Here is a 24,153-nt window from a genome sequence, read left to right as displayed (position 1 = left end):
TTAATATTATAAAATATTTCAAAAATTGAAATATAAAACCTATATTTGGTTTACCAATTTGGTAAACCAATTGTGATTTTAGCAGAAATTACAGGCTAAATTGTCAATTTGACAACGAAACATTAACTACATTTTAAAAATTTTATGAAGAATTTAATTTTAGTAATCACTACTTTATTTTTATTCATTTCTTGCAATGAAACATCAGTCAATAGTATTTTAGTTAACGATTCATCAGAACTTTTAGATGCTATAAAAGAATTAAAAGCGGGAGATGAAATTGTATTGGCTAACGGAACTTACAAAGATGTAGAAATCAAACTTATTGGAGAAGGAACCGAAAGTGATCCAATTAAATTAAAAGCAGAAACGCCTGGAGAAGTTTTTATTGAAGGTGCTTCTAGTTTAGAAATTAGTGGAAATTACATAGAAGTAAGCGGATTGTTTTTTAGAAACGGACATTCACCAAAAACAAATGTTATTGCGTTTAGAACAAGCGAAAAGGAAGTTGCAAATCACTCTAAAGTAACCAATTGTGTTATTTTAGATTATAACAATTTAGAGCGCGACCAAGATAATCTTTGGGTGCAACTTTACGGTAAACACAACGAATTCAGCAACTCTTATCTTGCAGGTAAAACAAACGGAGGACCAACGTTAAGAGTAGATTTAAAAGGAAACCAAAGTATTAGAAACTTCCATAAAATTATCAATAATCACTTTGGTCCAAGACCTAGAAAAGGTGGAGCAAGAGGAGAAACCATTCAGTTAGGAAGTAGTTTTACATCAATGAGTCCTAGCAACACCTTAATTGCAAATAATTTATTTGAAGAATGTAATGGTGAGGTTGAAATTATTTCAAGTAAAACCAATTTCAACATCATTAAAAATAACGTGTTTTATAAAAGTGAAGGTTCTGTTGTTACAAGACACGGAAATTATGTTACGGTAGACGGAAATTATTTTATAGGAGATGGCGTAAACGATCAATATGGTGGAATTAGAATCATCAATACAGGTCATTGGGTAATCAACAACCTATTTTACAAAATAAAAGGTAAGAATTTTAGAAGTCCGATTGCTATAATGAACGGAATTCCGAAATCCCCGTTAAACCGTTACAATCAAGTTACAGATGTTGTAGTTGCGTATAATACGTTTGTAGATTCTAGCTCGCCTTGGCAATTTGGTGTAGGTACAAATATTGCGCAAGCGGATGTTTTACCAAAGTCGGAAATTAGATCTGCAAGACCTTTAAGAACCGAAGTTGTAAATAATATTATTTATAATTCTGAAGGTGATCCAAACCCAATTATCGAACATGATAAAGCCGATGGCGTAACCTTTGCTAGTAATATTATCGATAATAACGGCGTAGAAGTTAAAAATAGTCATGGTTTAATTACTAAAGATTTAACCTTAACAAATATTGGTTCAAATTTATCTGTTCCAACTTCAGGATTCGATGATGTAGAAGCGTATAAAGGCTACGATTTTGAAACCATTACAAATGATTTATTAGGAAATTCTAGAGAAAAATCGAATACAATTGGAGCAATTGCAAAAGCTGAAGACATAAATTTAGACTTGTTAGATAAATCTAAATATGGAGCAGATTGGTTTTCAAACGAAGTAGAAAAAAAAGAAGCAACAACACATACCGTTGCAAATGCTTCAGAATTAGTTAGCAAACTTCAAGCTGCAGAAAGTGGAGATGTTTTAAGTTTAAATGATGGTATTTATAATATTTCAGAATCGTTAATAGTAAACAAATCAATCACGATTCAATCTAAAGGAAATGCTGAAATTGTTTATGCAGGTACAGCAAATACGCCAGCGATTGAATTGCAACCTTATGGGAAATTAACAGTAAAAAACATCAAGTTAAAAGGTACAGGTTCTCAGCAAGCATTCGCAAGTTTAAAAAAGAACATGTCTAATCATTTTGGGTTGGAAGTTTTAGATTCGGAAATCAGTAATTTTAATTATGCTTTAAAAGTGTACAAGCAATCTTTTTCTGAGGAAATCATCTTTAAATATACTTCAATTTCAGACTGTGATAACGGTTTAGAATTATCCGAAGAAACAAATGACAGAGGTGATTATAACACAGAATATTTAACTGTTGATAATTGCAAATTTACAAATGTGAAGCAAAACGTTATCGATTATTATCGTGGTGGTTATGATGAGTCTACAATTGGTGGAAACCTTTTAGTTACCAATAGTACGTTTACTAATTCTGGTGCTAAAGAAAAAAACGGAATGCTGTTAAATCACAGGGGAATTGTAAATGTAAACATCAATAACAATACATTTAAAAACAATAAAGTAAAATTTGTTTCTATTCTTTGGGGAGCAAAAAACAATGTACAATCAAACAACACTTTAATTAATTCTGGTAAAATTAAAACAGAAGAAAACTTAAAACAAACCTTAATGTATTAAGACATTGTAGCGAAAGCTAAGAAATACGTTAACCACAACTTTATATAATTTTTCATGAAAAAACTACCTTTTATAATTGTAGCAATTTTAACAATTGTTGCATGTAAAAACGAATCAAAAAAGAAACAAGAATCTAGTGCTGTTTCAACTACAAATACTATTAAAAAAGCACCAAGCGATGTCATTCCGTTTATGGATAAATGGAAAATCCTTTTAGGAGACGGAACAAAATCTGAAGATTTAGTAGGTTTCCAAAAAGATGATTTTTTCTATGTAGAAACTGAAAATGAAACGGATTGGGTAGTTTATAAAACACCAAATTCTGGTATTACTTCAAAAACATCTAGCAATACAAGAACAGAATTAGGTGAAAAAAAACATTGGATTCCGGAAGAAGGCGGAAAATTAACAGGAACTTTAAAAGTAAAACACGTATCAACTACAGGAGATGCAACCAAATCGTCTGCTTTTTCAGTGGTTGTTGGTCAAATTCATAGTGGAGCAGGTCATGAAAACGAACCTTTAAAAATCTACTACAAAAAATTTCCTGGTCATACAAAAGGTTCAGTATTTTGGAATTACGAAATCAATACCAAAGGCGATAATGCAGGTCGTTGGGATTATTCGACAGCGGTTTGGGGAGATGATTTTTCTAAAGTTGGTAAAGATGCAACAACTGCACCAAATGAACCTGTAGATGGCATTGCTTTAAATGAAGAATTTAGCTACGAAGTAAATGTGTATAAAGGTATTATGTATTTAACTTTTACTAGTGAAGGACATAAAACGGTAACATTTACTAAAAGCTTAATCAAAACAGATTTCCCTACAAAAGCCTCTATTCCGCAACAAATTATAGACAATTATTCATCACGAAGAAAAGTTAGTGAAGAGCGTGAAATTGCATATGCTGGCGAAATAAATTACTTTAAACAAGGCGCATACAATCAAGCCAATGTTAAAACAGGTTCTAAAATCTATGAAGGTGATATTTCTAAACAATACGAAAACGGAAGTTATACTGAGGTATGGTTTAAAACTGCAACTGTAGGAGAAGCAACAGTACCAAAAAAATAAAGATGAAAAAAATAAAAAACACAACATATAAAATCGTACTATTTGTAATAATAGCATTTATGTTTTCATGTAAAAATGAAAATAATACTACTACTGCAAATACTTCAGATACAAAAATATCCCAACAACATCCTAAACTTATTTTAACTGCTCAAGGAGTAAAAGACATTAGAGCACAATTGGGTACTATTCCAATTTTTGATAAATCTCTACAAGCGGTAAAAGAAGAAGTTGATGCTGAAATTGAAGCAGGAATTGATGTGCCAATTCCTAAAGATTATTCCGGTGGTTACACGCATGTAAGACATAAGAAAAACTGGTTTATACTTCAAAAAGCAGGTTTATTATATCAAATTTTAGATGACGAAAAATATGCCAAGTATGTAAAAGACATGTTAATGGAATATGAAGCGTTGTATAAAACCTTACCATTACATCCCAAAACAAGATCTTATGCAAGAGGAAAATTATTTTGGCAATGTTTAAACGATTCTAATTGGTTAGTATATGTAAGTCAAGCTTACGATTGTATTTATAATTACCTAACGGAAGAAGAACGAAACAAATTAGAAACAAATTTATTTAGACCATTTGCAGATCACATTTCTGTGAATAGTCCGCAGTTTTACCAACGCGTGCACAATCACAGTACTTGGGGTAATGCAGCTGTTGGAATGATTGGTTTAGTTATGGATGATGAAGAATTAATTAATCGTGCATTATACGGAATTAAAGATTTAAAATTAGATGCTAATAAAAAAGATGACGATGGTGGTTTTTTAAACAAAGACGGAAAAGCAGGTTTTTTAGCAAATATAGAAGAACCTTTTTCACCAGATGGTTATTATAATGAAGGGCCTTATTATCAACGTTATGCAATGTATCCGTTTTTGGTTTTTGCAGAAGCATTACATAATGTAAAACCAGAACTTAAAATTTTTGAGTATAAAGAAGGTGTACTTCTAAAATCTATAAATGCACTATTAAATTTATCTGATGCAGATGGTGAGTTTTTTCCATTAAACGATGGTCAAAAAGGAATGTCTTATTACACAAATGCTTTGGTAACAGCTGTAGATGTGTCTTATCATTTTGGCAATCAAGATCCTGGTTTATTATCAATTGCTAAAGAACAAAATAAAGTGTTGTTAGACGATTCTGGTTTAGCAGTAGCTCTTGGCATCAAAAGCGGAAAAGAAAAAACATTCATTAAGAAATCTATCAACTTATCCGATGGTCCTGAAGGAAAACAAGGTGGTGTGGGTATTTTGAGAAACGAAAATTTAGAACTTGTTTTTAAATATGCAGCACAAGGTTCTAGTCACGGGCATTATGATAAATTGTCATATTCGTTATATGAAAATGGAGAAGAAGTTATTCAAGATTACGGATTATCACGTTTTGTAAATATCGAACAAAAAGGAGGCGGAAATTACCTAAAAGAAAATAAAACTTGGGCAAAACAAACCATTGCACACAATACAGTTACTCAAAATGAAACGTCTCATTTTAAAGGCAAATACGATATTGGAAGTTTACATCATTCTGATTTAAATTATTTTTCTTCGGATGATAAAAATGTACAAGTAGTAAGTGCAATAGAAAAAAACGCATATCCAGGAACCACAATGTTGCGTACAATGGCGATAATTAAAGACAAAGATTTAGAAAAGCCTTATATGCTTGATATCATGAAGGTCACTTCTGCGACAGCGAATCAATATGATTTTCCTTTTTATTATTTCGGACAAGTATTACAAACAAATTTTGAATACAATTCACCTGAAACTCTAAAACCGTTAGGAAGTAAAAATGGTTATCAGCATTTATATATAGAAGGCTCAGGTAAAGCATCAGAAGAAAACACTAGGTTTTCATGGTTTAGCAATAATAAATTTTACTCGTTAACTACAGAAACGACATCTAAAGATGAAATCTTATTTGCAAGAATTGGAGCCAACGATCCAAACTTTAATTTACGTCGTGATCCTGCTTTAATATTGAGAGCAAAAAATTCAAAAAACAGAACGTTTGTGTCTGTAATAGAATCTCACGGAAGTTACAGTCCAGTTTCAGAATCTGCAATAAACTCTAATAGCAGCATCAAATCAATTAAAACAATTTTAGATTCAGAAGATTATACAGCAATTGAGATTACTAGCGTAAATGGTAATACTAAACTATTTATTACATCAAATAAAAACGCATTAACACAACAAAAACACAATTTAACAATTAACAATAAGAATTATAAGTGGTCTGGTTCTTATTATTTTAATTAAAGCAAAATAAATACAAATAAAAATGAAAAGATTTAGCGAAAAGTACATTGTAGCAAAAGACATGGAGTGGGAAAAACTTGGTGGTGGAGTTTCTAGAAAATTTTTAGGTTACGATAATCAAATTATGATGGTAAGTGTGAAGTTTGAAAAAGGAGCTTTAGGTGCGCCACACCAACATTTTCATACACAAGCTACATATTGTGTGTCGGGAAAGTTCGAATTTGAAATTGATGGTGTAAAGCAAATAGTAGAAGCTGGAGATGGTGTTTACATTGAGCCAAATTTATTACATAGTGCAGTTTGTTTAGAAGAAGGACAGTTAATTGATACGTTTAGTCCTGTTAGAGAAGACTTCTTAACAGGTGATGGTCCTTCATACTTTAGTGATAAAGAATCCTAAATAGTTAAAAAACAGCCCTAAATATTGAGGTTTTTGTGAAATTTTTAACAAAATTTTGTTTAATTCAAAAAATAGGGTATATTTGGTAAACCAATTTGGTAAACCAATTTGGTAAACCATGAATATTTCTTTTGGAAATTCAGTAATAATTTTCAGGTTTTAATGATTAGATATAGCAGTATTTATTCTTAAAATGTATTACCAAAATCTCTATAAGAAATATTTAATTAAACAAATTAATTCAAATACAATTAACTATGAACTTAAAAATTAAGTTAGTATTTATTGCAATGCTTTTACTAAGTGCGGTTAACTATGCGCAACAGAGTGTTACAGTAAAAGGAAATGTTACGTCCAAAACAGATGGCGAGCCAATTCTTGGTGCCAACATTATTGTTCTCGGGACTACAACAGGAACAAGTACCGATTTTGATGGAAACTATCAAGTTAAAGTGAAAAGCGGAGATGTAATTCAATTCTCTTATTTAGGGTTTGTTAAAAAGAAAGTAACTTTTACAGATCAAAAAACAATTAATGTACAATTAGTAGAAGATGCAAGTACATTAGATGAAATTGTAGTTGTAGGTTATGGTACGCAAAGAAAAAGTCATTTAACAGGTGCTATTTCTAAAGTGAAAAACGAAAAATTAGATCAGATTGCAGTTTCTAGAGTAGATGATGCTTTAGTTGGGCAAGTTTCTGGTGTAAACATTCAGGCTACAGAAGGTGAAGCTGGTTCTGCGCCAACAATTAGAATTAGAGGTACGGGTTCAATTACTGGTAATTCTGGTCCTTTAGTGGTAGTAGATGGTATTGTTGTAGATTCAGATTTCTTAGGATCTTTAGATATGAATGATGTAGAATCTTTTGAGGTTTTAAAAGATGCAGCTTCTGGTGCAATTTACGGTTCTAGAGGTGGTAACGGTGTTATAATGATTACTACAAAAAGTGGTAAATCTGGTAAAACAAAATACTCTTACAGTACTTTTACTGGTTATAAAACAGCTAGACAAAGTGATGCATACTATAGTTCTGTAACAGGTAATGCTCAAGAAGAATTAAACTATACTTATGGTTTAACAGATAAAACTAAATACAAGTTATTATTAGGTAACCAAACTAATTGGCAAGATGTTATTTTTGATGGTGGTTCTATTACAAACCATGCGTTTAGTGTTCGTGGTGGAAACGACAGATTAAAATTTAGTGTTGCTTTAAATTACTTGCATGATGAAGGTGTTCTTTTAACAGATGATTACAAGAAATATAACTTTAATGGTAAAATTGAATATGATGTAACTAAAAAATTAACTGTAGGTGCCCGTTTTAACCCTTCTTATAATGAAAGAAGAAGATTCGATGGTTCTACACACGATATTTTAAGACAACCATCTTGGTTACCAGTATATTTAGATGAAGATAACATTCAGTTTGTTAACAGATTTAGAGATAATGGTAAATACGCAGATGCTCAAGTTGGTGATTATGCAATACAACGTATGTTTGATGATTACGATTTAGTTGCAGGTGCACCAAGTACTGGTAGTGGTATCGATATTAGTAATACTTCTAATACAAACCCAGCAGCAAAAATTTTAGAAAGAGACAGAAGAGACTTTAAATTAAAGTTATTCGGAAGTTTATATGCTAAATATAAAATTAATGATGATTTAAACTTTAGAACAGCAGTTTCTGGAGACTATTCAAGAACAAGACAATCTAGATATCAAGGTGTAGAATCTAACAGAAACGGTGCAAGTGCATCTAGGTTAGATAGTACAATGATTAAGTCTTATCATATTGTTGTAGATAATATTTTATCTTACAATAAAGATATTGGTAAACACACTGTAGGTGCGGTTGCTGGTATTACTGCAGAAAAAACAAAGTTAGATTTCGAAAGTGTTCAAGGTTCTGTTTTTGAAGATGATACTAGACCTTATATTAATGCTGCTGCAAGTATAACAGATAGAAATCAATATGAATTTGAAAACACATTATTATCTTTCTTTACAAGAGTAAATTATGTTTTTGATGATAGATATTTAGCTTCTGCAAGTTTTAGAAGAGATGGTAGTTCTGTTTTCGGACCAAACAATAAATATGGTAACTTCGTAGCATTATCTGGTGGTTGGAATGTACATAATGAAGAGTTTTTACAAGATAGTAAAATCGTAAATAGATTAAAATTAAGAGTTAGTTACGGTGTAACTGGTAATAACGATTTTAGAACAGGTAACCGTTTAGTAGATAACTATCCTTATTTAGCAATTTTAGATGATACTACAACTGGTGTTTCTCAAGGAAATGCATCTTTAGTTGTAAATCCTTTAAACATTGCAAACCCAGATTTAAAGTGGGAAAGACAGATAGAATTTAACCCAGGTGTAGATTTTAGTTTATTTAATAATTTTCTTACAGGTTCTGTAGATTATTATTCAAGAACATCAGATCAGTTATTATTATACAACCCAATATCTTCAACTACAGGTTTTACAAATGCATTAGTTAACTTAGGTGAAGTAGAAAATAGTGGTATCGAGGTTGAGTTAAGAACTAGAAATATTTCTAAAGAAAACTTTAAATGGTCTTCTACATTCTTAGGTTCTAAAAACAAAAATACTTTAAATGATTTTGCAGATTCTAATGGGCAAATTCAAAATGTAGATGGTAAAAGAGCTGCAGAATGGATTAATTTAGAAGGAAACCCAATTTCATCTTTTTATGGATGGGTAGTAGAAAGAGATATTCCTAGAGAATTCTTAAGCAATCCTTTTCACCCAATTGGTGCAGAAGCGCAAGATGTTTATGTAAAAGATTTAAACGGAGATGGTTTAATTGATGATGATGATAAGACAATCTTAGGTAATCCTTATCCAGATTTTGTATGGAGTTTATCTAACGAGTTTAAAGTAGGAGCTGTAGATTTTAGCTTTATGTTTCAAGGAAGTCATGGTGCAGAAATTAGAAATATGGGAGACCAGTATATCTTAAATCACTTTAACAGTGGTCAAGACTTTATCTCTACTACACCAAACCAAGGGTTTATTAAGCAAAAAATATTTACAAATGATATTATTCAAGATGCTTCTTATATCGCTTTAAGAAATGTAAACATTGGTTATACTTTTAACAGAAGTATTTTAGATAAAATTAAAATGTCTAAGATGAGAGTTTACCTATCTGGTCAAAATCTTATGTACTTAACTGCAAGCGATTATACAGGTTTCAATCCAGAGTCTATAAACACTACAAGTGCAACAACTTATGGTTATCAAAGAGCAGGTTCGCCAGTGTTTAGTACTGTTACTTTAGGTTTAAATGTAGAGTTTTAAGAAACAATGAATTTTAAAAAAGATAATATTATGAAACAAATTAAATTTTTAATTGTACTTGTAGTAGCTGTATTTGTTTCTTCATGTGAAGACACATTTTTAACACCAGACTTAAAAACAGGTATTAGTGCAGAAGCATACTTTACTACAGAAGCAGAAGTAGAAGCAGCTGTAATAAATATGTACGATGGTATACAAGGTTTTAACGCCTTAAAAGACACAGGTTCTGGTTTAAACCATGGAGTTCAAGTAGAGTTCTATGTAACAGAAATGAGAAGTGATAATACAAGAACTAAGAGTCAAGAAGGAGATGTTGCTCAGTTTGAATTCTATACAATAGAATCTACTAACGGTATTGTAGCAGATTATTATAGAAGTTACTATAACGTAATTTATAGAGCTAACTTAGTATTAGAAAACTTAGAAGCTGCTGGTGCCTCTAGCGCACAGTTCGAAGCAGAAGCTAAATTTGTAAGAGGGTATGCTTACTTTAACTTAGTACGTTTATTTGGAGACATTCCATTAATCGATAAAGTAATTGCACCTTTAGATTTAGAAACTTCTTTTACAAGAGTAGCACAAAGCAATATCTACGATTTAATTGTAAGCGATTTAGAGTCTGCAGTAGCAAATCTAGATGATACTTTTAAAGATAGAGCATCTAAAGCAGGTGCAGAAGGTTTGTTAGCCAAAGTATACTTAACTTTAGGTAGATATGGTGAAGCACAAAGCTTATTAGAATCTATCATGAATCCATCTAGAGGATTTGGTTTAGAATCAGACTTTAAAGATGTATTTTATAACGAAGGAAATAAAGAAACTATTTTTTCTATAGGTTTCTTACCAGGTTCTAATGATGATAGTCAGAATTTTTCTGCAGAATGGTTAAATGCTGTAGGTAGAACAAGTGGTGTAAACTATGTTACTTTAGATGCAAAGGCAGCTTTAGACGCGTTAGGAGGTAACAGAACAGCGTTATCTTATAGAGAAGATTCTGGTCAGGCAGGACAATACCAAGTAGTAAAATATTTACCAAACGGAGATGATAGTTTAGGAATTCCTGTAACTTCAGAAGACCCTACATCAGCAGGAAACGATTGGATTGTATTAAGATATGCAGATGTTTTATTAATGCATGTTGAAGCTATAATGGCTGGATCTTCAGAAACATCTTCTCAAGAAGCAAAAGATTCTTTTAATGCAGTTAGAGAAAGAGCTAATATGCCAACAATTGATGCATCTACTCCGATTACTAAACAAGATCTATTAGACGAAAGAAGAGTAGAGTTAGCTTTTGAAAATCACAGATTTTTTGATTTAGTAAGAATGGGAGAAGCACAAAATGTGTTAAGTTCTTTCTCTAATGCTTATGGATTAGGTTTTACAGGTACAGATTTATTATTACCAATTCCTCAAGTAGAAATTGGTTTAAGCAACGGTCTTTTATCTCAAAATCCTGGATATTAATTTTAAAATTTAAAAAGAAATAATCATGATTAGATTAAACAATAAAAAATACAAACTTACTAACGTAATGAGTTTACTCATTATGTTAGTATCATCAATAGCTTTTATAGCTTGTGAAGAAAATGAATTACCAGAAACAGGTTCTATTCCAGATTTAACACCTCCTTCTGCTAACTTTTCTTATGTAGCTTCTACAGAAGATTTTAAAACAATTTTATTTACAAATTTATCTGAAAGTTCTTCAGATTTTACATGGAGTTTTGGTGATGGAGGAACATCAACTGAAGCAAACCCAGAATATACTTATGCTGACGGAGAAGGAACTTATTCAGTTAAGTTAATTTCTAAAGATGGAAACGATTTAACAGACGAAATTACTTTAGATGTAGATGTGGTTGATGTTCTTGTTCCTGTTTTTGAGTGTCCAAGTTTCGAGTGTGATGATAGATCTGTTTGGGGTGGTGGTAATGCATCAAGTCCATATTCAGGTTCTGGTTCTCCAACTCCTGCTGATGGTACAACTGGTGCTAAAATTAGTGCAAATTCTACTTCTAAGTTTTTAGATCAAACAATTTTAGTATCTGCAAATACTAGTTATGTAGTTTCATTTTGGTACGTTAGTAAATCGTCTGGTACACACGCTGGTAAATTATTAATTGAAGACAAAGATGATAAAACAGCATTTATAAACGAGAATGTTCCTTTAAGTGCTAACTCTTCTACTTACGAGCCAATTTCTTATACTTTTACAACAGGTGCAACTACAGAAAATCTTAGATTTTTTATGGCAGCAGGTGATGTAGAAACTAGATTTGATTTAGTAGAAATTAAGAAAAATTAAAGATTAAAAAAGTAAAACGAATTCACCTTTTTTTAGGTGAATTCGTTAACAATAAATAGTAATTTAAAAGATGTAATAGTATTGAAAGTATTGAAGTTGATTCTTTCATATAGATGTAACTTAATATGTTTGGTAGTGTAGTAAGTTTTTATATATTTATACCACTTATTTGGTTAACCAGTTTTTTAATTTAAATCATTGAATATGAAATTAGAAGTACTTACTAAAAACGAAAAAAAAAAGGTAGAAAATTTTATAATAAAAGGTATCAGAGACCTTATAAATTATAAGAATTTAGAACCTGGAGATAAGTTGCCTTCAGAAAGAATGCTTTCAGAAAAGTTTGAAGTAAGTAGAAGTAATGTAAGAGAAGCTATTCAAAAATTAGAATTTTATGGTTTATTAAAGTCTAGGCCTCAGAGCGGTACCTTTGTTGCAAATATTGGTGTTACGGCTATGAATGGTATGATAGAAGATATCTTACGTTTAGATGAACCAGATTTTAAATCTTTAGTAGAGACTAGAATTCTATTAGAATTAAAAACAGTAAAGCTAGCTGCATTAAGAAGAACTGAAGAAGATCTTCAAAAAATGGAGCAAGCATTACAAGCATACAAAGAAAAAGTTTTAAATGGTGAAGATGCAGTTCAAGAAGATTTGTTATTCCATTTAGCTATTGCAAAAGCAAGTGGTAATAGTACCATGAATACTTTTATGTTAATTATTACACCAGAAATTATTACAAAATTCGAAAAATACCATGTTTGTGATTCAGATTTATCTCAAAGAGGTATAGCAGAACACCAAGCAATATTTGATGCTATTAAAAGTCAAGATACACAATTAGCAAAACAAAAAATGAAGGATCATTTTAAAGAATTGTATCAATATTGCTATCAAACAACTTAATTTTAAGCAATATATTCTATTATTCTTATCATTTTTTTAAATTAATCTAAAAATAAAAATTTTAGATAAGTATTTTCTCATATAAAAACTTTAAATTTGGTAAACCAAACTGGTAAACCAATATGGTTTAATAATATTAACTAACTAAAATGAAGGTAAAAGGTTTAAGATGGTGGGTTGTAGGCCTTGTGGCATTAGCAGCTGTTATTAATTACATAGATAGGCAAGCTTTTGGTGCTTTATGGCCAGATATTGCCAAAGAATTATTTCCAGAAATGACTTCTGATGAAACAAAATTGATATATGGTACTATCTCTGCTGTATTTATAATGTCTTATGCTTTTGGACAAACAATATTTGGGAAAATTTTTGACTGGATTGGAACAAGAATTGGTTTTGCTTTATCTATAGGAATTTGGTCTTTAGCAACTTTGATTCATGCATTCGCGCAAGGAGTGTTAAGTTTTTCTGTTTTTAGATCAATTTTAGGAATTGCAGAAGCTGGTAATTGGCCTGGTGCCGCAAAAGCAAATGCAGAGTGGTTTCCCACTAAAGAAAGAGCTTTAGCACAAGGTATATTTAATTCTGGTGCAGCTGTAGGTGGTATTGTAGCATACCCAATCATAGGTCTTCTTTCGATTTATTTATCTTGGCAAGCTATTTTTGTTTGTGTTGGTTTGTTAGGTTTATTATGGTTAGTTCCATGGTTATTTATTGTAAAATCTTCTCCAGAAAAACATCCATGGTTAACAGAAGAAGAGAAAACATATATTCTTACGGGGCAAAGAATAGAAGATGATAAAGGAAATTTAATAGAAGAATACAATCCGCCAACTGCAGAATTATTAAAAAGAAAAGAAAGCTGGGGTGTTATTATAGCATCTGCTGCTATCGATCCAATTTGGTGGCTATTTATAGTATGGATTCCTATATATCTTAATGAAGTTTTTGGTTTAGATGTTAAAGAAATTGCATTTTCTGCTTGGGTTCCTTATGTAGGTGCTATGTTAGGTGCATGGGCAGGTGGTCTTATAGCTCAGAATAGATTATCCGCTGGATGGTCCGTAGATAAAACAAGAAAAATGGTTATAACCTTAGGTTGTTTAATGATGATTCCTTGTTTTATTTTATTAAGAACACCTGGAACTGCTGTTAATGCAGTTATAATTATGGCTGTTTTATTGTTCGGATTTCAAGTAGCTATAGGAAATGTACAAACATTACCAAGTGATATGTTTAGTGGTAAAGTAGTTGGAACTTTATCTGGTTTTGCAGGAACAGCTGCGAAATTGGGAGCTTTTGGATTAACCATATTAATACCATTATTAACCACTGGAGGTAATTATACACCGGCATTTTTAATAGGTGGAGCATTAGCAATTATAGCTTTGTTAGCCGTTTGGATTTTGTGTCCTAAAATTGAGCCCCTAAAAACAAAAAATTAAAAAAGAATTATTAAAAGAATAAATTATTAGAATATGAGTAATGCAAATAATAAAGTAGCAATAATCACAGGTGCTACAGGAGGAATTGGTTTCGAAGTAGCAAAAAGATTAGGGCAAGATGGCTTTACTGTTATTTTAAACGGAATTGATGATGAAGCTGGTGCACAAAGATTAAAAGAATTATCTGATGCAGGTATCAATGCAGAATATTATGGTTTTGATGTAACTGATGAAAAGGCAGTAACTTCTAATATTGTTGCAATAGGAGAAAAGTATGGTAAAATTGATGTACTTGTAAATAATGCAGGTGGTTTAGGTGGTAGATCTCGTTTCGAAGAAATGACTACAGAGTTTTATAAGTTTGTAATGGCTCTAAATCTAGATTCTACTTTTTATGCTTCTAGAGCAGCTATACCTTTCTTAAAGAAAAGTGATTATGCATCTATTATAAACTATACGTCTAATGCAGGTTGGAATGCTGGTGGACCAGGAGCAGGTATTTACGGTACTTCTAAAGCAGGTGTACACGCAATAACAAGAGCTTTAGCAAAAGATTTAGCAGAATATGGTATTAGAGTAAATGCAGTTTCTCCAGGAACTATAGATACTCCTTTTCACGCACAAATTAAATCAACAAAACCAGAAGTTTTTGCTTCTTGGGCAAACAATATTATGTTAGGTAGATTAGGACAACCAGAAGATGTTGCCGGTGTTGTATCTTTCTTAGCAGGTAAAGATTCAGCTTTCTTAACAGCAGAAACTATTCAAGTTGGTGGTGGACAAGCTTTAGGAATTTAAGAAATTATTTTTTTTGAATTTGAGTTTAAACCTCTCTAAAATTTATTTTAGGGAGGTTTATACTTTATTAGAAGATTTTCTTATAATTAATTCTGCATCAAGAATTTGCTTTCTTAATTCTTGTTTAATCGTTTTTTTATGAGTGTAGTTTAGAAAAGTTTCTGCAGCTAATTTACCTATTTGTTCACTGTGTTGGTTAACACTTGTTATGCTAGGTGTAACCATGTCTGTAAAAGGTTCATTTCCAAAACCAACCAATGCAATTTCTTCTGGCATTTTAATACCTTGTTCATTTAATACTTGTAATGCACCCAAAGCGGCATAATCACCGGCAACATAAACTGCATCTGGTCTATTTTTTAATTTTAAGAGTTCTTGCATTTTCTCTCTTCCATTTTCAATAGAGAGATTCGTTTCAATCAACAACTCATCATCCAAAGGTAAATTGTGTTTTTTTAATGCATCAATATAGCCTCTAATTCTGTTGTTATAAATTCTTGTTCGTTTATAACCACCTATATGGGCAATTCTTTTGCATCCTTGTGCTAACAAGTGTTCTACTATTACGTGGCTACTATTATAATCATCAATACCAATATAATCTACATTTAAATCGTTCTCACCTCTATCAAACAATATTAATGGTATTCCTTTAGATTTAATCTTTTCATAATACTGTAAGTCTACAGTTTCATTGGCCATAGAAGCAATAATACCATCTACTTGTGTAAAAAGAAGTGTATCTATACTATCACATTCTTTTTTATAAGATTCGTTAGATTGGGTTATTATTATATTATAACCTTTACTGTTTAAAACATGTTCTATATTTTGAATAACAGAAGAGAAAAAATTACTATTTGTTCTAGGTACAATAACGCCAACCAAATTTGATTTACCGCTTCTTAATGCACTTGCCAAATGATTAGGTTGATAATTTAGATTTTCGGCAACTTGTCTTACTGCCTTTTTAGTTTTTTCGCTAATTCTAGAATCGTTATGTAGTGCTTTAGAAACTGCTGCTGCAGAGATATTAAGCACGTTAGCAATATCTTTTATAGTAGTTTTCTTTTTTTTATTCAAATTTTATCTATATTTGCTTAAACGTTTAAGCAAATATAGAACGATAATATTAATAATCAAAATAGACCATTAGCAGTCTCTATTTTGATTTTATTTTAAAAGATTGGTTAAACGTTTAAGCAATTAACAATTAAATAAAAAAATTACAGTAAAAATGGGTAAAGTAGTAACTTTCGGAGAAATTATGTTAAGATTGGCTCCACAAGGGTTTTTAAGATTTTCACAAGCAAATAATTTTGATGTTGTTTATGGTGGTGGTGAGTCTAACGTAGCAGTTTCTTTAGCAAACTACGGTGTAGATGTAGATTTTGTAACTCGTTTACCAAAAAATGATATTGGTGAGTGTGCAATGATGGAGATGAGAAAACGTGGTGTAAATGTTGATAAAATAGTTTGGGGTGGAGACCGTTTAGGGATTTACTTTTTAGAAACAGGTGCAGTGTCAAGAGGATCTAAAGTAGTTTATGATAGAGCACATTCTGCTATTGCAGAAATAGAATCTGGAATGATCGATTGGGATGCTGTTTTTGATGGTGTAGAATGGTTTCATTGGACAGGTATTACGCCAGCAATTTCACAAGGTTCTGCAGATGTTTGTTTAGAGGCAGTAAAAGCTGCTAGTGCAAAAGGAATTACGATTTCTACAGATTTAAATTATAGAGCAAAACTTTGGAAGTTTTGTGACGATGCGCATAGAGAAAAAATAATGACAGAATTAACTTCTTACTGTGACATTGTTTTAGGAAATGAAGAAGATGCAGAAATGCATTTTGGCATTAAGCCAGAAGGAATATCTGTACAAACAGAAGGACATAACGTAAAAGCAGAAGCTTTTTTATCTGTATGTGAGCAAATGATGGAAAAGTTTCCAAGAGCTAAAAAAGTAATTACAACTTTAAGAGGTTCAATTTCTGCATCTCATAATACATGGGCAGGAGTTTTATATGATGGTAAAACATTATACCAAACACGTCAATACCAAATTACAGATATAGTAGATAGAGTTGGTGGTGGAGATTCATTTATGGGAGGATTAATCTACGGATTATTAAAATACCCAGAAGATGATCAAAATGCATTAGATTTTGCCGTTGCAGCTTCTTGTTTAAAGCATACTATTAAAGGAGATGCTAACTTAGCAACAGTTGCCGAAGTAGAAAAATTAATGGGTGGTGATGCATCTGGTAGAGTAGCTAGATAAAAATTAGTATTATTATTTGAATTTAATTGAGTTCTTAAGGTAGTAGTTTTAGGAACTCAATTTTAATTAAAAAAAGAAATAAAATGGCACAATATTCAAGATTAGAAGTGGCACAAGTAATGAAAGATACAGGTATGGTTCCTTTATTTTTTCATAATGATATAGAAGTAAGTAAAAAAGTTTTAAAAGCTTGTTATAATGGTGGAGCTCGTTTAATGGAGTTTACTGCTAGAGGAGATTTTGCACATGAAGTTTTTGGTGAACTTACAAAATACGCAATAAAAGAATTACCAGGAATGATAATGGGTGTTGGTTCTGTAACAGATGGTGCAGCAGCTTCTTTATACATGTCTTTAGGTGCAAACTTTATTGTAACACCGGTTTTAAGAGAAGACATCGCAATAGCTTGCAATAGAAAGAAAGTATTATGGTCTCCTGGGTGTGGTACATTATCAGAAATTGCAAAAGCAGAAGAGTTAGGTTGCGAAATTGTAAAATTATTTCCTGGTGATATCTACGGACCTCAATTTGTTAAAGGTATTAAAGGACCACAACCTTGGACAAGTATTATGCCAACAGGTGGAGTGTCTCCAACAAAAGAAAATTTAGAAGGATGGTTTAATGCAGGTGTAACTTGTGTTGGTATGGGTTCTAAATTAATGGCAAAAGATGCAGATGGGAATTTTGATTATGAAAAAATAGAAAGTAAAACAAAAGGAGCTTTAGATATTATTAAAGAACTAAGAAAATAATAGTATTTTTAATCTTTTAAATATAAGCCCTTCAATATTTAAAATTGAAGGGTTCTTTTTTTATGAAAAATAACTCAGCAATTTCTTATATGATATTTAGTGTTATTGCATTTGCAATAATGAATGCTATTATAAAATATCTTACAATATTTAATGTATATCAGGTAGTTTTTTTTAGATCAATAGGTACATTGTGTTTTACAATACCTTTAATTTTAAAACAGAAAACATCATTTTTAGGAAATAATAAAAAATTGTTATTCTTAAGGGCTTTTTTTGGTGTTATTTCGATTACTTGTTTTTTTCAATCATTAAATTATTTAGCCGTTGGTACTGCCGTTTCTTTAAGATATACATCGCCAATTTTTGCTGCAATTTTTGCTGCAATTTTTTTAAAAGAAAAAGTAAAAAAAATACAATGGTTACTGTTTTTTATTGCGTTTTTAGGAGTATTAATTATAAAAGGATTTGGTGTAGATGTAAATACAATTGGGTTATTATTAATCATAACATCAGCTATATTTTTAGGTTTAATTTTTGTAATAATTCGTAAAATAGGAAATTCAGAAAATCCTTTAGTTATTATAAATTATTTTATGATTTTGGCCTTTATTTTTGGAGGTATTATGTCTATTGGTAATTGGATTGTACCAAATAATTTACAGTGGCTTTTATTACTTAGTTCGGGTGTTTTTGGTTATATCGGACAATTGTATATGACCAAAGCTTTTCAGTCTAACGAAACAAACCTTGTAGCACCTTTAAAATACTTAGAAGTAATAGCAATGATAGTTATTGGTAGTATATGGTTTGATGAAGTTTACAATTTATGGTCTTTGTTAGGTGTCTTTTTAATATTAGTAGGCCTCATTTATAACATTTATCTAAAGAGAAAAATTTCATAAAAAAAACCTCAACTTTTAAAGTTGAGGTTTTTTTTGCTTAAAATTTAATGACTAATTTATCTTAAAAAAAAGAATAAAAACTTTTTATTTTTAGTTTATGGGTTTGGTTTATAGTTTTTTATTTAGTTGGTGTTCTTATAGATATTTCTTTTAAAAATAATTAAAATAAGATAAAAGAACCAATACAAGATAGTACAGGATATACTAATTATGTTACTTAATTAACTTTACTTAATTAAAATAATTCATTAAAAGATTTACTTATAAATGAGCAAAATAATTGTATTAACCGGAGCAGGAGGTGTTCTTTGTAGCACAATGGCAAAAGCACTTGCAAAGCAAGGAAATAAAATAGCTGTATTAGATTTAAGAGAAGAAGCAGCAAACAAAGTTGCTAAAGAAATTGAAGAAGCTGGTGGAGAGGCAATAGGTGTTTCAGCTAACGTGTTAGAAAAAGATTCTTTACAGAAAGCTAAAGAAGTAATAAACAACACTTTTGGTAAAGTAGATATTTTAGTAAATGGGGCAGGAGGTAACCATCCTTTAGGAACAACATCTAACCCGTTTTTTGCAATGGAAGATTTAGAAAATACAGTTGAAGGTTTTAAATCTTTTTTTGATTTAGATCCAAAAGGTATTGAATTTACATTCAATTTAAATTTCTTAGGAACATTAATTCCTACTCAGGTTTTTGCTGTAGATATGGTTGGTAGAACAGGTTGCTCTGTATTAAATATTTCTTCGATGAATGCATATACGCCTTTAACAAAAATACCAGCATACAGTGGTGCAAAAGCGGCTATTTCTAATTTTACACAATGGTTGGCGGTACATTTTTCTAAAGTAGGTGTTCGTGTAAATGCTTTGGCTCCGGGGTTTTTCTTAACAGATCAAAATCGTGCTTTATTAACAAATGAAGATGGTAGTTTAACCACAAGAGGACAACAAATTATAGATCAAACTCCAATGGAACGTTATGGTAAGCCAGAAGATTTAATTAGCACAACTTTATATTTATGTGACGATGCTTCTTCTTTTGTTACCGGAATTGTAATTCCTATTGATGGAGGTTTTTCTGCATATAGTGGAGTTTAATAAATTATAATTTAACTTTTATAAATAACTAATGATTCAAAATTTAGAACAAACTTGGCGATGGTATGGGCCCAACGATCCGGTTTCTTTATCAGACATAAAACAATCAGGAGCAACAGGGATTGTTTCTGCACTGCATCATATTCCGAATGGAGAAGTTTGGACAGTTGATGAAATTATTAAAAGAAAACAAGCGATAGAAAATGTTGGTTTGACTTGGTCTGTGGTAGAATCTGTACCAATTCATGAAAATATAAAAACTAAATCAGGAGACTATCAATTATATATCGATAATTATAAGCAAACTCTCTTAAATTTAGGTAAGTGTGGTATAGACATTGTTTGTTATAACTTTATGCCAGTATTAGACTGGACGCGTACCAATTTAGATTACGAAGTATCTGATCAATCTACAGCATTACGTTTTGAAGCTGCTGCTTTTGCTGCTTTCGAATTGTATTTATTAAAAAGACCAGGTGCAGAAAATGAATATTCTGATGCTCAAAAGCAAAAAGCAGCTGAGTTTATCAAAAATTCATCAGAAGAAGAACAAACAAAACTAATCAGAAATATTATTGCTGGTTTACCAGGTGCGGAAGAAGGATATTCTCTTGAAGAGTTCAATCAAATTTTAGCAACCTATAAAAATATTGGCCCAAAAGAATTGAAGGCGAACTTATTCTCGTTTTTATCAGAAATTATTCCAGCAGCAGAACAAGCAGGCGTGTTAATGTGTATTCATCCAGATGATCCACCATTTCCAATTTTAGGTTTACCAAGAGTCGTGTCAACAGAACAAGATATTAAAGATATATACAATGCAGTAAAATCACCAAATAACGGATTGACATTTTGTACAGGTTCTTTTGGTGTTAGAGATGATAATGATTTAGCAGGTATGGTAGAGCGTTTAGGAGATCGAATTCACTTTATTCATTTACGTGCAACAAAACGAGATGCAGAAGGTAATTTTCATGAAGCAGATCATTTAGAAGGAGATGTAGATATGTATGCTGTTATGAAAGCGTTGGTTTTAGAGCAACAAAAAAGAATTGCAGCAGGAAGACAAGACTTAAGAATGCCTTTTAGACCAGATCATGGTCATAAAATGTTAGATGATTTAAAAAAGAAAACCAATCCTGGGTATTCAGGTATCGGGCGTTTACGAGGTTTGGCTGAATTAAGAGGCTTAGAACTAGGTATTAGACGTTCGTTATAAAATTATAAGTACAAATAAAAAAAAATAAAATGGCAACAACTTTCGAAACAAGATATGCTTCGAGTCCGCAAGCAGTAAAAAAATACGATACACAAGAATTAAGAGATGAGTTTTTAGTACCAGATTTAATGCAACCAGGTAAGGTTAAATGGGTTTACACTCATTACGATCGTTATATGGCGGGTGGTGCGGTACCTACAGATTCAAATTTAAAGTTGAAAACTATCGATCCATTAAAATCAGAGTTTTTTTTAGAGCGTAGAGAAATAGGTATAATTAATGTAGGTGGAGACGGAATTATTTATGTAGACGGCGAAACATATAAACTTAGCCATAAAGATGCATTATATATTGGTTCTAAAGTAAGAGACGTAGTTTTTAAAAGTGTAGACGCTAAAAATCCTGCTAAATTTTACATGAACTCAGCACCAGCACACACATCTTTCCCTACTGTACAGGTTACTAAAAAGGATGCCAATAAAATCGAATTGGGTAGTTTAGAAACAGCAAATCATAGAACAGTAAACCAAATGATTATTGGTGGAATTGTAAAAACGTGTCAACTTCAAATGGGAATGACAGAATTAAAAAAAGGTTCTGTTTGGAATACAATGCCAGCTCACGTTCACGATAGAAGAATGGAAATCTATTATTACATGGATATAATGGAAGAGCAAGCGGTTTGTCATTTTATGGGAGAACCACAAGAAACACGTCATATTTGGATGCAAAATCACGAAGCAGTAATTTCTCCGCCTTGGTCTATTCACTCAGGTTCTGGTACTTCTAATTATACTTTTATTTGGGGTATGGCAGGAGAAAATCTTGATTATAATGATATGGATGTTGCAAAAATTACAGATTTAAGATAATAATATGTCTCAAACATTATTTGATATAACAGGAAAAGTAGCTTTGGTTACAGGATCTACTCATGGATTGGGAATGTCTATGGCTATGGGATTGGGTAAAGCAGGAGCTACAATAGTTGTAAACGGAAATTCATCACAAGAAAAAATAGACAAAGCAGTTGCTTTGTACAAAGCAGAAGGTATAAACGCTGTTGGTTATAAATTTAATGTTGCTGATGAAGCTCAAGTGATAGAAAGTATCAACAAAATTGAAGCTGAAGTTGGTAGCATTGATATTTTGGTAAACAACGCGGGAATCATTAAAAGAACTCCATTAGCAGAAATGGAAGTTGAAGATTTTAAGCAAGTTATAGATATTGATTTAGTTAGTCCTTTTATTGTTTCTAAACACGTTATTAAAGGAATGATGAAGCGTAAAGCAGGAAAAATTATCAACATTTGTTCTATGATGAGCGAATTAGGTAGAAATACTGTTGGAGCTTATGCTGCTGCAAAAGGTGGTTTGGTAATGCTAACCAAGAATATGGCTACAGAATGGGCACGTTTTGGTGTTCAAGTAAACGGAATTGGACCTGGATATTTTGCAACTTCTCAAACAGCACCTATTCGTGTTGACGGTCATCCTTTTAACGACTTTATTGTAAACAGAACACCTGCAAAAAAGTGGGGAGATCCTAATGATTTAGCAGGAGCAGCAGTGTTCTTGTCTTCAAAAGCAAGTGACTTTGTAAATGGTCATATTTTGTATGTTGATGGCGGAATTTTAGCAACGATAGGTAAACCATCAAACGAAGAATAACCTTATTCCACAAGGTTTTAATGCCTTGTGGATATTTTAATAAATAGTATGAAACGAATAATTATCTGCTGTCTTCTAGCGAGCATTTTTAGCAATTGTGAAAAAAAAATAGAACTAATTTCTACAATCGAAGTAAAAAATACTTTAAATATTGATAGAGAATTTGAAACTGTAGAAATTGATATTTCTGAAATTGCACAAGAAAAAGTTGCCGATTTGATTCTTTTAGATGAAGAAAACACTCAATTAACATCGCAAATAGTAGACACAGATTTAGACGGTATAAATGATGTGATTTTGTTTCAACCATCAATTAAAGCAAATGCTACAAAAACATATACGTTATCAATTTCTGATAAAAAACAAGACTCAGTAATTAATTATTGCTATTCACGTTTTGTACCAGAGAGAACAGATGATTATACTTGGGAAAACAATAGAGTTGCTTTTAGAACTTTTGGCCCAGTTGCACAAAAAATGGTAGAAGATGGTGTAAAAGGAGGTACATTGTCTAGCGGAATTGATGCTTGGTTAAAACGTGTAGAATATCCAATTATTAATACTTGGTATAAAAGGAATGATGTTAAAAAAGGTGCATATCATAAAGATCACGGAGAAGGTTTAGATAATTTTCATGTGGGTGTAAGCAGAGGTATTGGTGGTACTGCTGTAAAGGTAGATACTTCTTACTATTTTTCTAAAAACTTTACTTCATATAAAACAATTACAACTGGTCCTTTAAGAACAAGTTTTGTGTTAACCTATGCAACTTGGAATGCTAAAGGAAAACAAATTGATGAAACCAAACACATTTCTTTAGATTATGGTCAAAACTTAACACGTTTTGAAATTGATGTGAAAGGAACTGAAACCATTTCTACTGGAATAACATTACACAATAAAAAAGGAGTTACAAATCAAAATGATGCAAACTTTTGGGTTAGCCATTGGGAAACTTTAGATGATTCTGAAGTAGGAACAGGAATTGTAACGACAAAAACATATTTCTCAGATTCAGAGAAATATGTTACTTCAAAAAAAGATGAAAGCAATCATTTTCTACATTTAAATGTTGTTGATGGAAAAGTAATTTTTTACAGTGGTTTTGGATGGAAAAAAAGCAAACAATTTTCTACGAAAGAAGATTGGGAAAACTATTTGACTGATTATTCAAAAAAAATAAACACTCCGCTACTAGTAACTACTAATTCATTTTAAACATTCA

At 31.3% G+C, this 24,153-nt stretch carries 19 protein-coding genes; 18 read left to right on the top strand and 1 reads right to left on the bottom strand.

Going from position 1 to position 24,153, the window contains the following annotated elements:
- The first annotated feature begins 144 nt into the window (after nucleotides 1-144).
- From BXQ17_RS10065 to BXQ17_RS10020, 10 genes are all read left to right on the top strand, one after another.
- The gene (locus BXQ17_RS10065; protein WP_077810522.1) at nucleotides 145-2,448 is read left to right on the top strand and encodes a chondroitinase-B domain-containing protein; all 2,304 of its coding nucleotides are present in this window, start codon (nucleotides 145-147) and stop codon (nucleotides 2,446-2,448) included.
- Between the two features lie 54 nt (nucleotides 2,449-2,502).
- Nucleotides 2,503-3,525, top strand: coding sequence for a polysaccharide lyase family 7 protein (locus tag BXQ17_RS10060; RefSeq protein WP_077810521.1), 1,023 nt, complete (start codon nucleotides 2,503-2,505; stop codon nucleotides 3,523-3,525).
- Between the two features lie 2 nt (nucleotides 3,526-3,527).
- Complete coding sequence (locus BXQ17_RS10055) at nucleotides 3,528-5,807, top strand: alginate lyase family protein (RefSeq protein WP_077810520.1); 2,280 nt, start codon at nucleotides 3,528-3,530, stop codon at nucleotides 5,805-5,807.
- Between the two features lie 22 nt (nucleotides 5,808-5,829).
- A complete protein-coding gene (locus tag BXQ17_RS10050) occupies nucleotides 5,830-6,207 on the top strand; it encodes a cupin domain-containing protein (RefSeq protein WP_077810519.1) in 378 nt (125 codons plus the stop codon).
- A gap of 257 nt (nucleotides 6,208-6,464) precedes the next feature.
- Nucleotides 6,465-9,542 carry a TonB-dependent receptor gene (locus tag BXQ17_RS10045; protein ID WP_077810518.1) on the top strand — a complete coding sequence of 1,026 codons (3,078 nt, stop codon included), beginning with the start codon at nucleotides 6,465-6,467 and terminating at the stop codon, nucleotides 9,540-9,542.
- Nucleotides 9,543-9,572: 30 nt separating this feature from the next.
- Complete coding sequence (locus tag BXQ17_RS10040; RefSeq protein WP_077811406.1) at nucleotides 9,573-11,009, top strand: RagB/SusD family nutrient uptake outer membrane protein; 1,437 nt, start codon at nucleotides 9,573-9,575, stop codon at nucleotides 11,007-11,009.
- Nucleotides 11,010-11,034: 25 nt separating this feature from the next.
- Entirely contained in the window at nucleotides 11,035-11,850 is an 816-nt protein-coding gene (locus BXQ17_RS10035) for a PKD domain-containing protein (RefSeq protein WP_077810517.1), read from the top strand.
- 204 nt (nucleotides 11,851-12,054) lie between these two features.
- Nucleotides 12,055-12,759: a FadR/GntR family transcriptional regulator gene (locus BXQ17_RS10030; protein WP_077810516.1), complete on the top strand. Its 705-nt coding sequence runs from the start codon at nucleotides 12,055-12,057 to the stop codon at nucleotides 12,757-12,759.
- A 149-nt stretch (nucleotides 12,760-12,908) separates the two neighbouring features.
- Nucleotides 12,909-14,204, top strand: coding sequence for an MFS transporter (locus BXQ17_RS10025; RefSeq protein WP_077810515.1), 1,296 nt, complete (start codon nucleotides 12,909-12,911; stop codon nucleotides 14,202-14,204).
- A 33-nt stretch (nucleotides 14,205-14,237) separates the two neighbouring features.
- Nucleotides 14,238-15,002 (top strand): SDR family NAD(P)-dependent oxidoreductase, encoded by a 765-nt coding sequence (locus BXQ17_RS10020; RefSeq protein WP_077810514.1) that lies wholly within the window; start codon nucleotides 14,238-14,240, stop codon nucleotides 15,000-15,002.
- 57 nt (nucleotides 15,003-15,059) lie between these two features.
- Here BXQ17_RS10020 and BXQ17_RS10015 read toward each other — a convergent pair whose 3' ends face one another.
- Nucleotides 15,060-16,085, bottom strand: a complete 1,026-nt coding sequence (locus BXQ17_RS10015) for a LacI family DNA-binding transcriptional regulator (protein WP_077810513.1) — start codon at nucleotides 16,083-16,085, stop codon at nucleotides 15,060-15,062.
- A gap of 154 nt (nucleotides 16,086-16,239) precedes the next feature.
- Here BXQ17_RS10015 and BXQ17_RS10010 point away from each other — a divergent pair, with 154 nt between their 5' ends.
- From BXQ17_RS10010 to BXQ17_RS09975, 8 genes are all read left to right on the top strand, one after another.
- Nucleotides 16,240-17,286: a sugar kinase gene (locus BXQ17_RS10010; RefSeq protein WP_077810512.1), complete on the top strand. Its 1,047-nt coding sequence runs from the start codon at nucleotides 16,240-16,242 to the stop codon at nucleotides 17,284-17,286.
- Nucleotides 17,287-17,369: 83 nt separating this feature from the next.
- Complete coding sequence (locus BXQ17_RS10005; RefSeq protein ID WP_077810511.1) at nucleotides 17,370-18,038, top strand: bifunctional 4-hydroxy-2-oxoglutarate aldolase/2-dehydro-3-deoxy-phosphogluconate aldolase; 669 nt, start codon at nucleotides 17,370-17,372, stop codon at nucleotides 18,036-18,038.
- Nucleotides 18,039-18,100: 62 nt separating this feature from the next.
- Nucleotides 18,101-18,943 (top strand): DMT family transporter, encoded by an 843-nt coding sequence (locus tag BXQ17_RS10000; protein ID WP_254712365.1) that lies wholly within the window; start codon nucleotides 18,101-18,103, stop codon nucleotides 18,941-18,943.
- 267 nt (nucleotides 18,944-19,210) lie between these two features.
- Nucleotides 19,211-20,038, top strand: coding sequence for an SDR family oxidoreductase (locus BXQ17_RS09995; RefSeq protein WP_077810510.1), 828 nt, complete (start codon nucleotides 19,211-19,213; stop codon nucleotides 20,036-20,038).
- A gap of 31 nt (nucleotides 20,039-20,069) precedes the next feature.
- Nucleotides 20,070-21,257: a mannonate dehydratase gene (uxuA, locus tag BXQ17_RS09990; RefSeq protein WP_077810509.1), complete on the top strand. Its 1,188-nt coding sequence runs from the start codon at nucleotides 20,070-20,072 to the stop codon at nucleotides 21,255-21,257.
- Nucleotides 21,258-21,286: 29 nt separating this feature from the next.
- Entirely contained in the window at nucleotides 21,287-22,129 is an 843-nt protein-coding gene (gene kduI / locus BXQ17_RS09985) for a 5-dehydro-4-deoxy-D-glucuronate isomerase (protein WP_077810508.1), read from the top strand.
- A gap of 4 nt (nucleotides 22,130-22,133) precedes the next feature.
- Nucleotides 22,134-22,928 (top strand): gluconate 5-dehydrogenase, encoded by a 795-nt coding sequence (locus BXQ17_RS09980; protein ID WP_077810507.1) that lies wholly within the window; start codon nucleotides 22,134-22,136, stop codon nucleotides 22,926-22,928.
- 48 nt (nucleotides 22,929-22,976) lie between these two features.
- The gene (locus tag BXQ17_RS09975; protein WP_077810506.1) at nucleotides 22,977-24,146 is read left to right on the top strand and encodes a DUF4861 domain-containing protein; all 1,170 of its coding nucleotides are present in this window, start codon (nucleotides 22,977-22,979) and stop codon (nucleotides 24,144-24,146) included.
- The last annotated feature ends 7 nt before the right edge of the window (nucleotides 24,147-24,153 follow it).

The organism is Polaribacter sp. BM10 (assembly GCF_002005425.1).
Classification (GTDB): domain Bacteria; phylum Bacteroidota; class Bacteroidia; order Flavobacteriales; family Flavobacteriaceae; genus Polaribacter; species Polaribacter marinaquae.
This window is presented reverse-complemented; position numbering and strand designations above follow the sequence as displayed.

Excerpts from the sequence above, each read along its gene's own strand:
- BXQ17_RS10065 (WP_077810522.1), top strand. The coding sequence starts at position 145 with ATGAAGAATTTAATTTTAGTAATCACTACTTTATTTTTATTCATTTCT.
- BXQ17_RS10060 (WP_077810521.1), top strand. The coding sequence starts at position 2,503 with ATGAAAAAACTACCTTTTATAATTGTAGCAATTTTAACAATTGTTGCA.
- BXQ17_RS10055 (WP_077810520.1), top strand. The coding sequence starts at position 3,528 with ATGAAAAAAATAAAAAACACAACATATAAAATCGTACTATTTGTAATA.
- BXQ17_RS10050 (WP_077810519.1), top strand. The coding sequence starts at position 5,830 with ATGAAAAGATTTAGCGAAAAGTACATTGTAGCAAAAGACATGGAGTGG.
- BXQ17_RS10045 (WP_077810518.1), top strand. The coding sequence starts at position 6,465 with ATGAACTTAAAAATTAAGTTAGTATTTATTGCAATGCTTTTACTAAGT.
- BXQ17_RS10040 (WP_077811406.1), top strand. The coding sequence starts at position 9,573 with ATGAAACAAATTAAATTTTTAATTGTACTTGTAGTAGCTGTATTTGTT.
- BXQ17_RS10035 (WP_077810517.1), top strand. The coding sequence starts at position 11,035 with ATGATTAGATTAAACAATAAAAAATACAAACTTACTAACGTAATGAGT.
- BXQ17_RS10030 (WP_077810516.1), top strand. The coding sequence starts at position 12,055 with ATGAAATTAGAAGTACTTACTAAAAACGAAAAAAAAAAGGTAGAAAAT.
- BXQ17_RS10025 (WP_077810515.1), top strand. The coding sequence starts at position 12,909 with ATGAAGGTAAAAGGTTTAAGATGGTGGGTTGTAGGCCTTGTGGCATTA.
- BXQ17_RS10020 (WP_077810514.1), top strand. The coding sequence starts at position 14,238 with ATGAGTAATGCAAATAATAAAGTAGCAATAATCACAGGTGCTACAGGA.
- BXQ17_RS10010 (WP_077810512.1), top strand. The coding sequence starts at position 16,240 with ATGGGTAAAGTAGTAACTTTCGGAGAAATTATGTTAAGATTGGCTCCA.
- BXQ17_RS10005 (WP_077810511.1), top strand. The coding sequence starts at position 17,370 with ATGGCACAATATTCAAGATTAGAAGTGGCACAAGTAATGAAAGATACA.
- BXQ17_RS10000 (WP_254712365.1), top strand. The coding sequence starts at position 18,101 with ATGAAAAATAACTCAGCAATTTCTTATATGATATTTAGTGTTATTGCA.
- BXQ17_RS09995 (WP_077810510.1), top strand. The coding sequence starts at position 19,211 with ATGAGCAAAATAATTGTATTAACCGGAGCAGGAGGTGTTCTTTGTAGC.
- uxuA (WP_077810509.1), top strand. The coding sequence starts at position 20,070 with ATGATTCAAAATTTAGAACAAACTTGGCGATGGTATGGGCCCAACGAT.
- kduI (WP_077810508.1), top strand. The coding sequence starts at position 21,287 with ATGGCAACAACTTTCGAAACAAGATATGCTTCGAGTCCGCAAGCAGTA.
- BXQ17_RS09980 (WP_077810507.1), top strand. The coding sequence starts at position 22,134 with ATGTCTCAAACATTATTTGATATAACAGGAAAAGTAGCTTTGGTTACA.
- BXQ17_RS09975 (WP_077810506.1), top strand. The coding sequence starts at position 22,977 with ATGAAACGAATAATTATCTGCTGTCTTCTAGCGAGCATTTTTAGCAAT.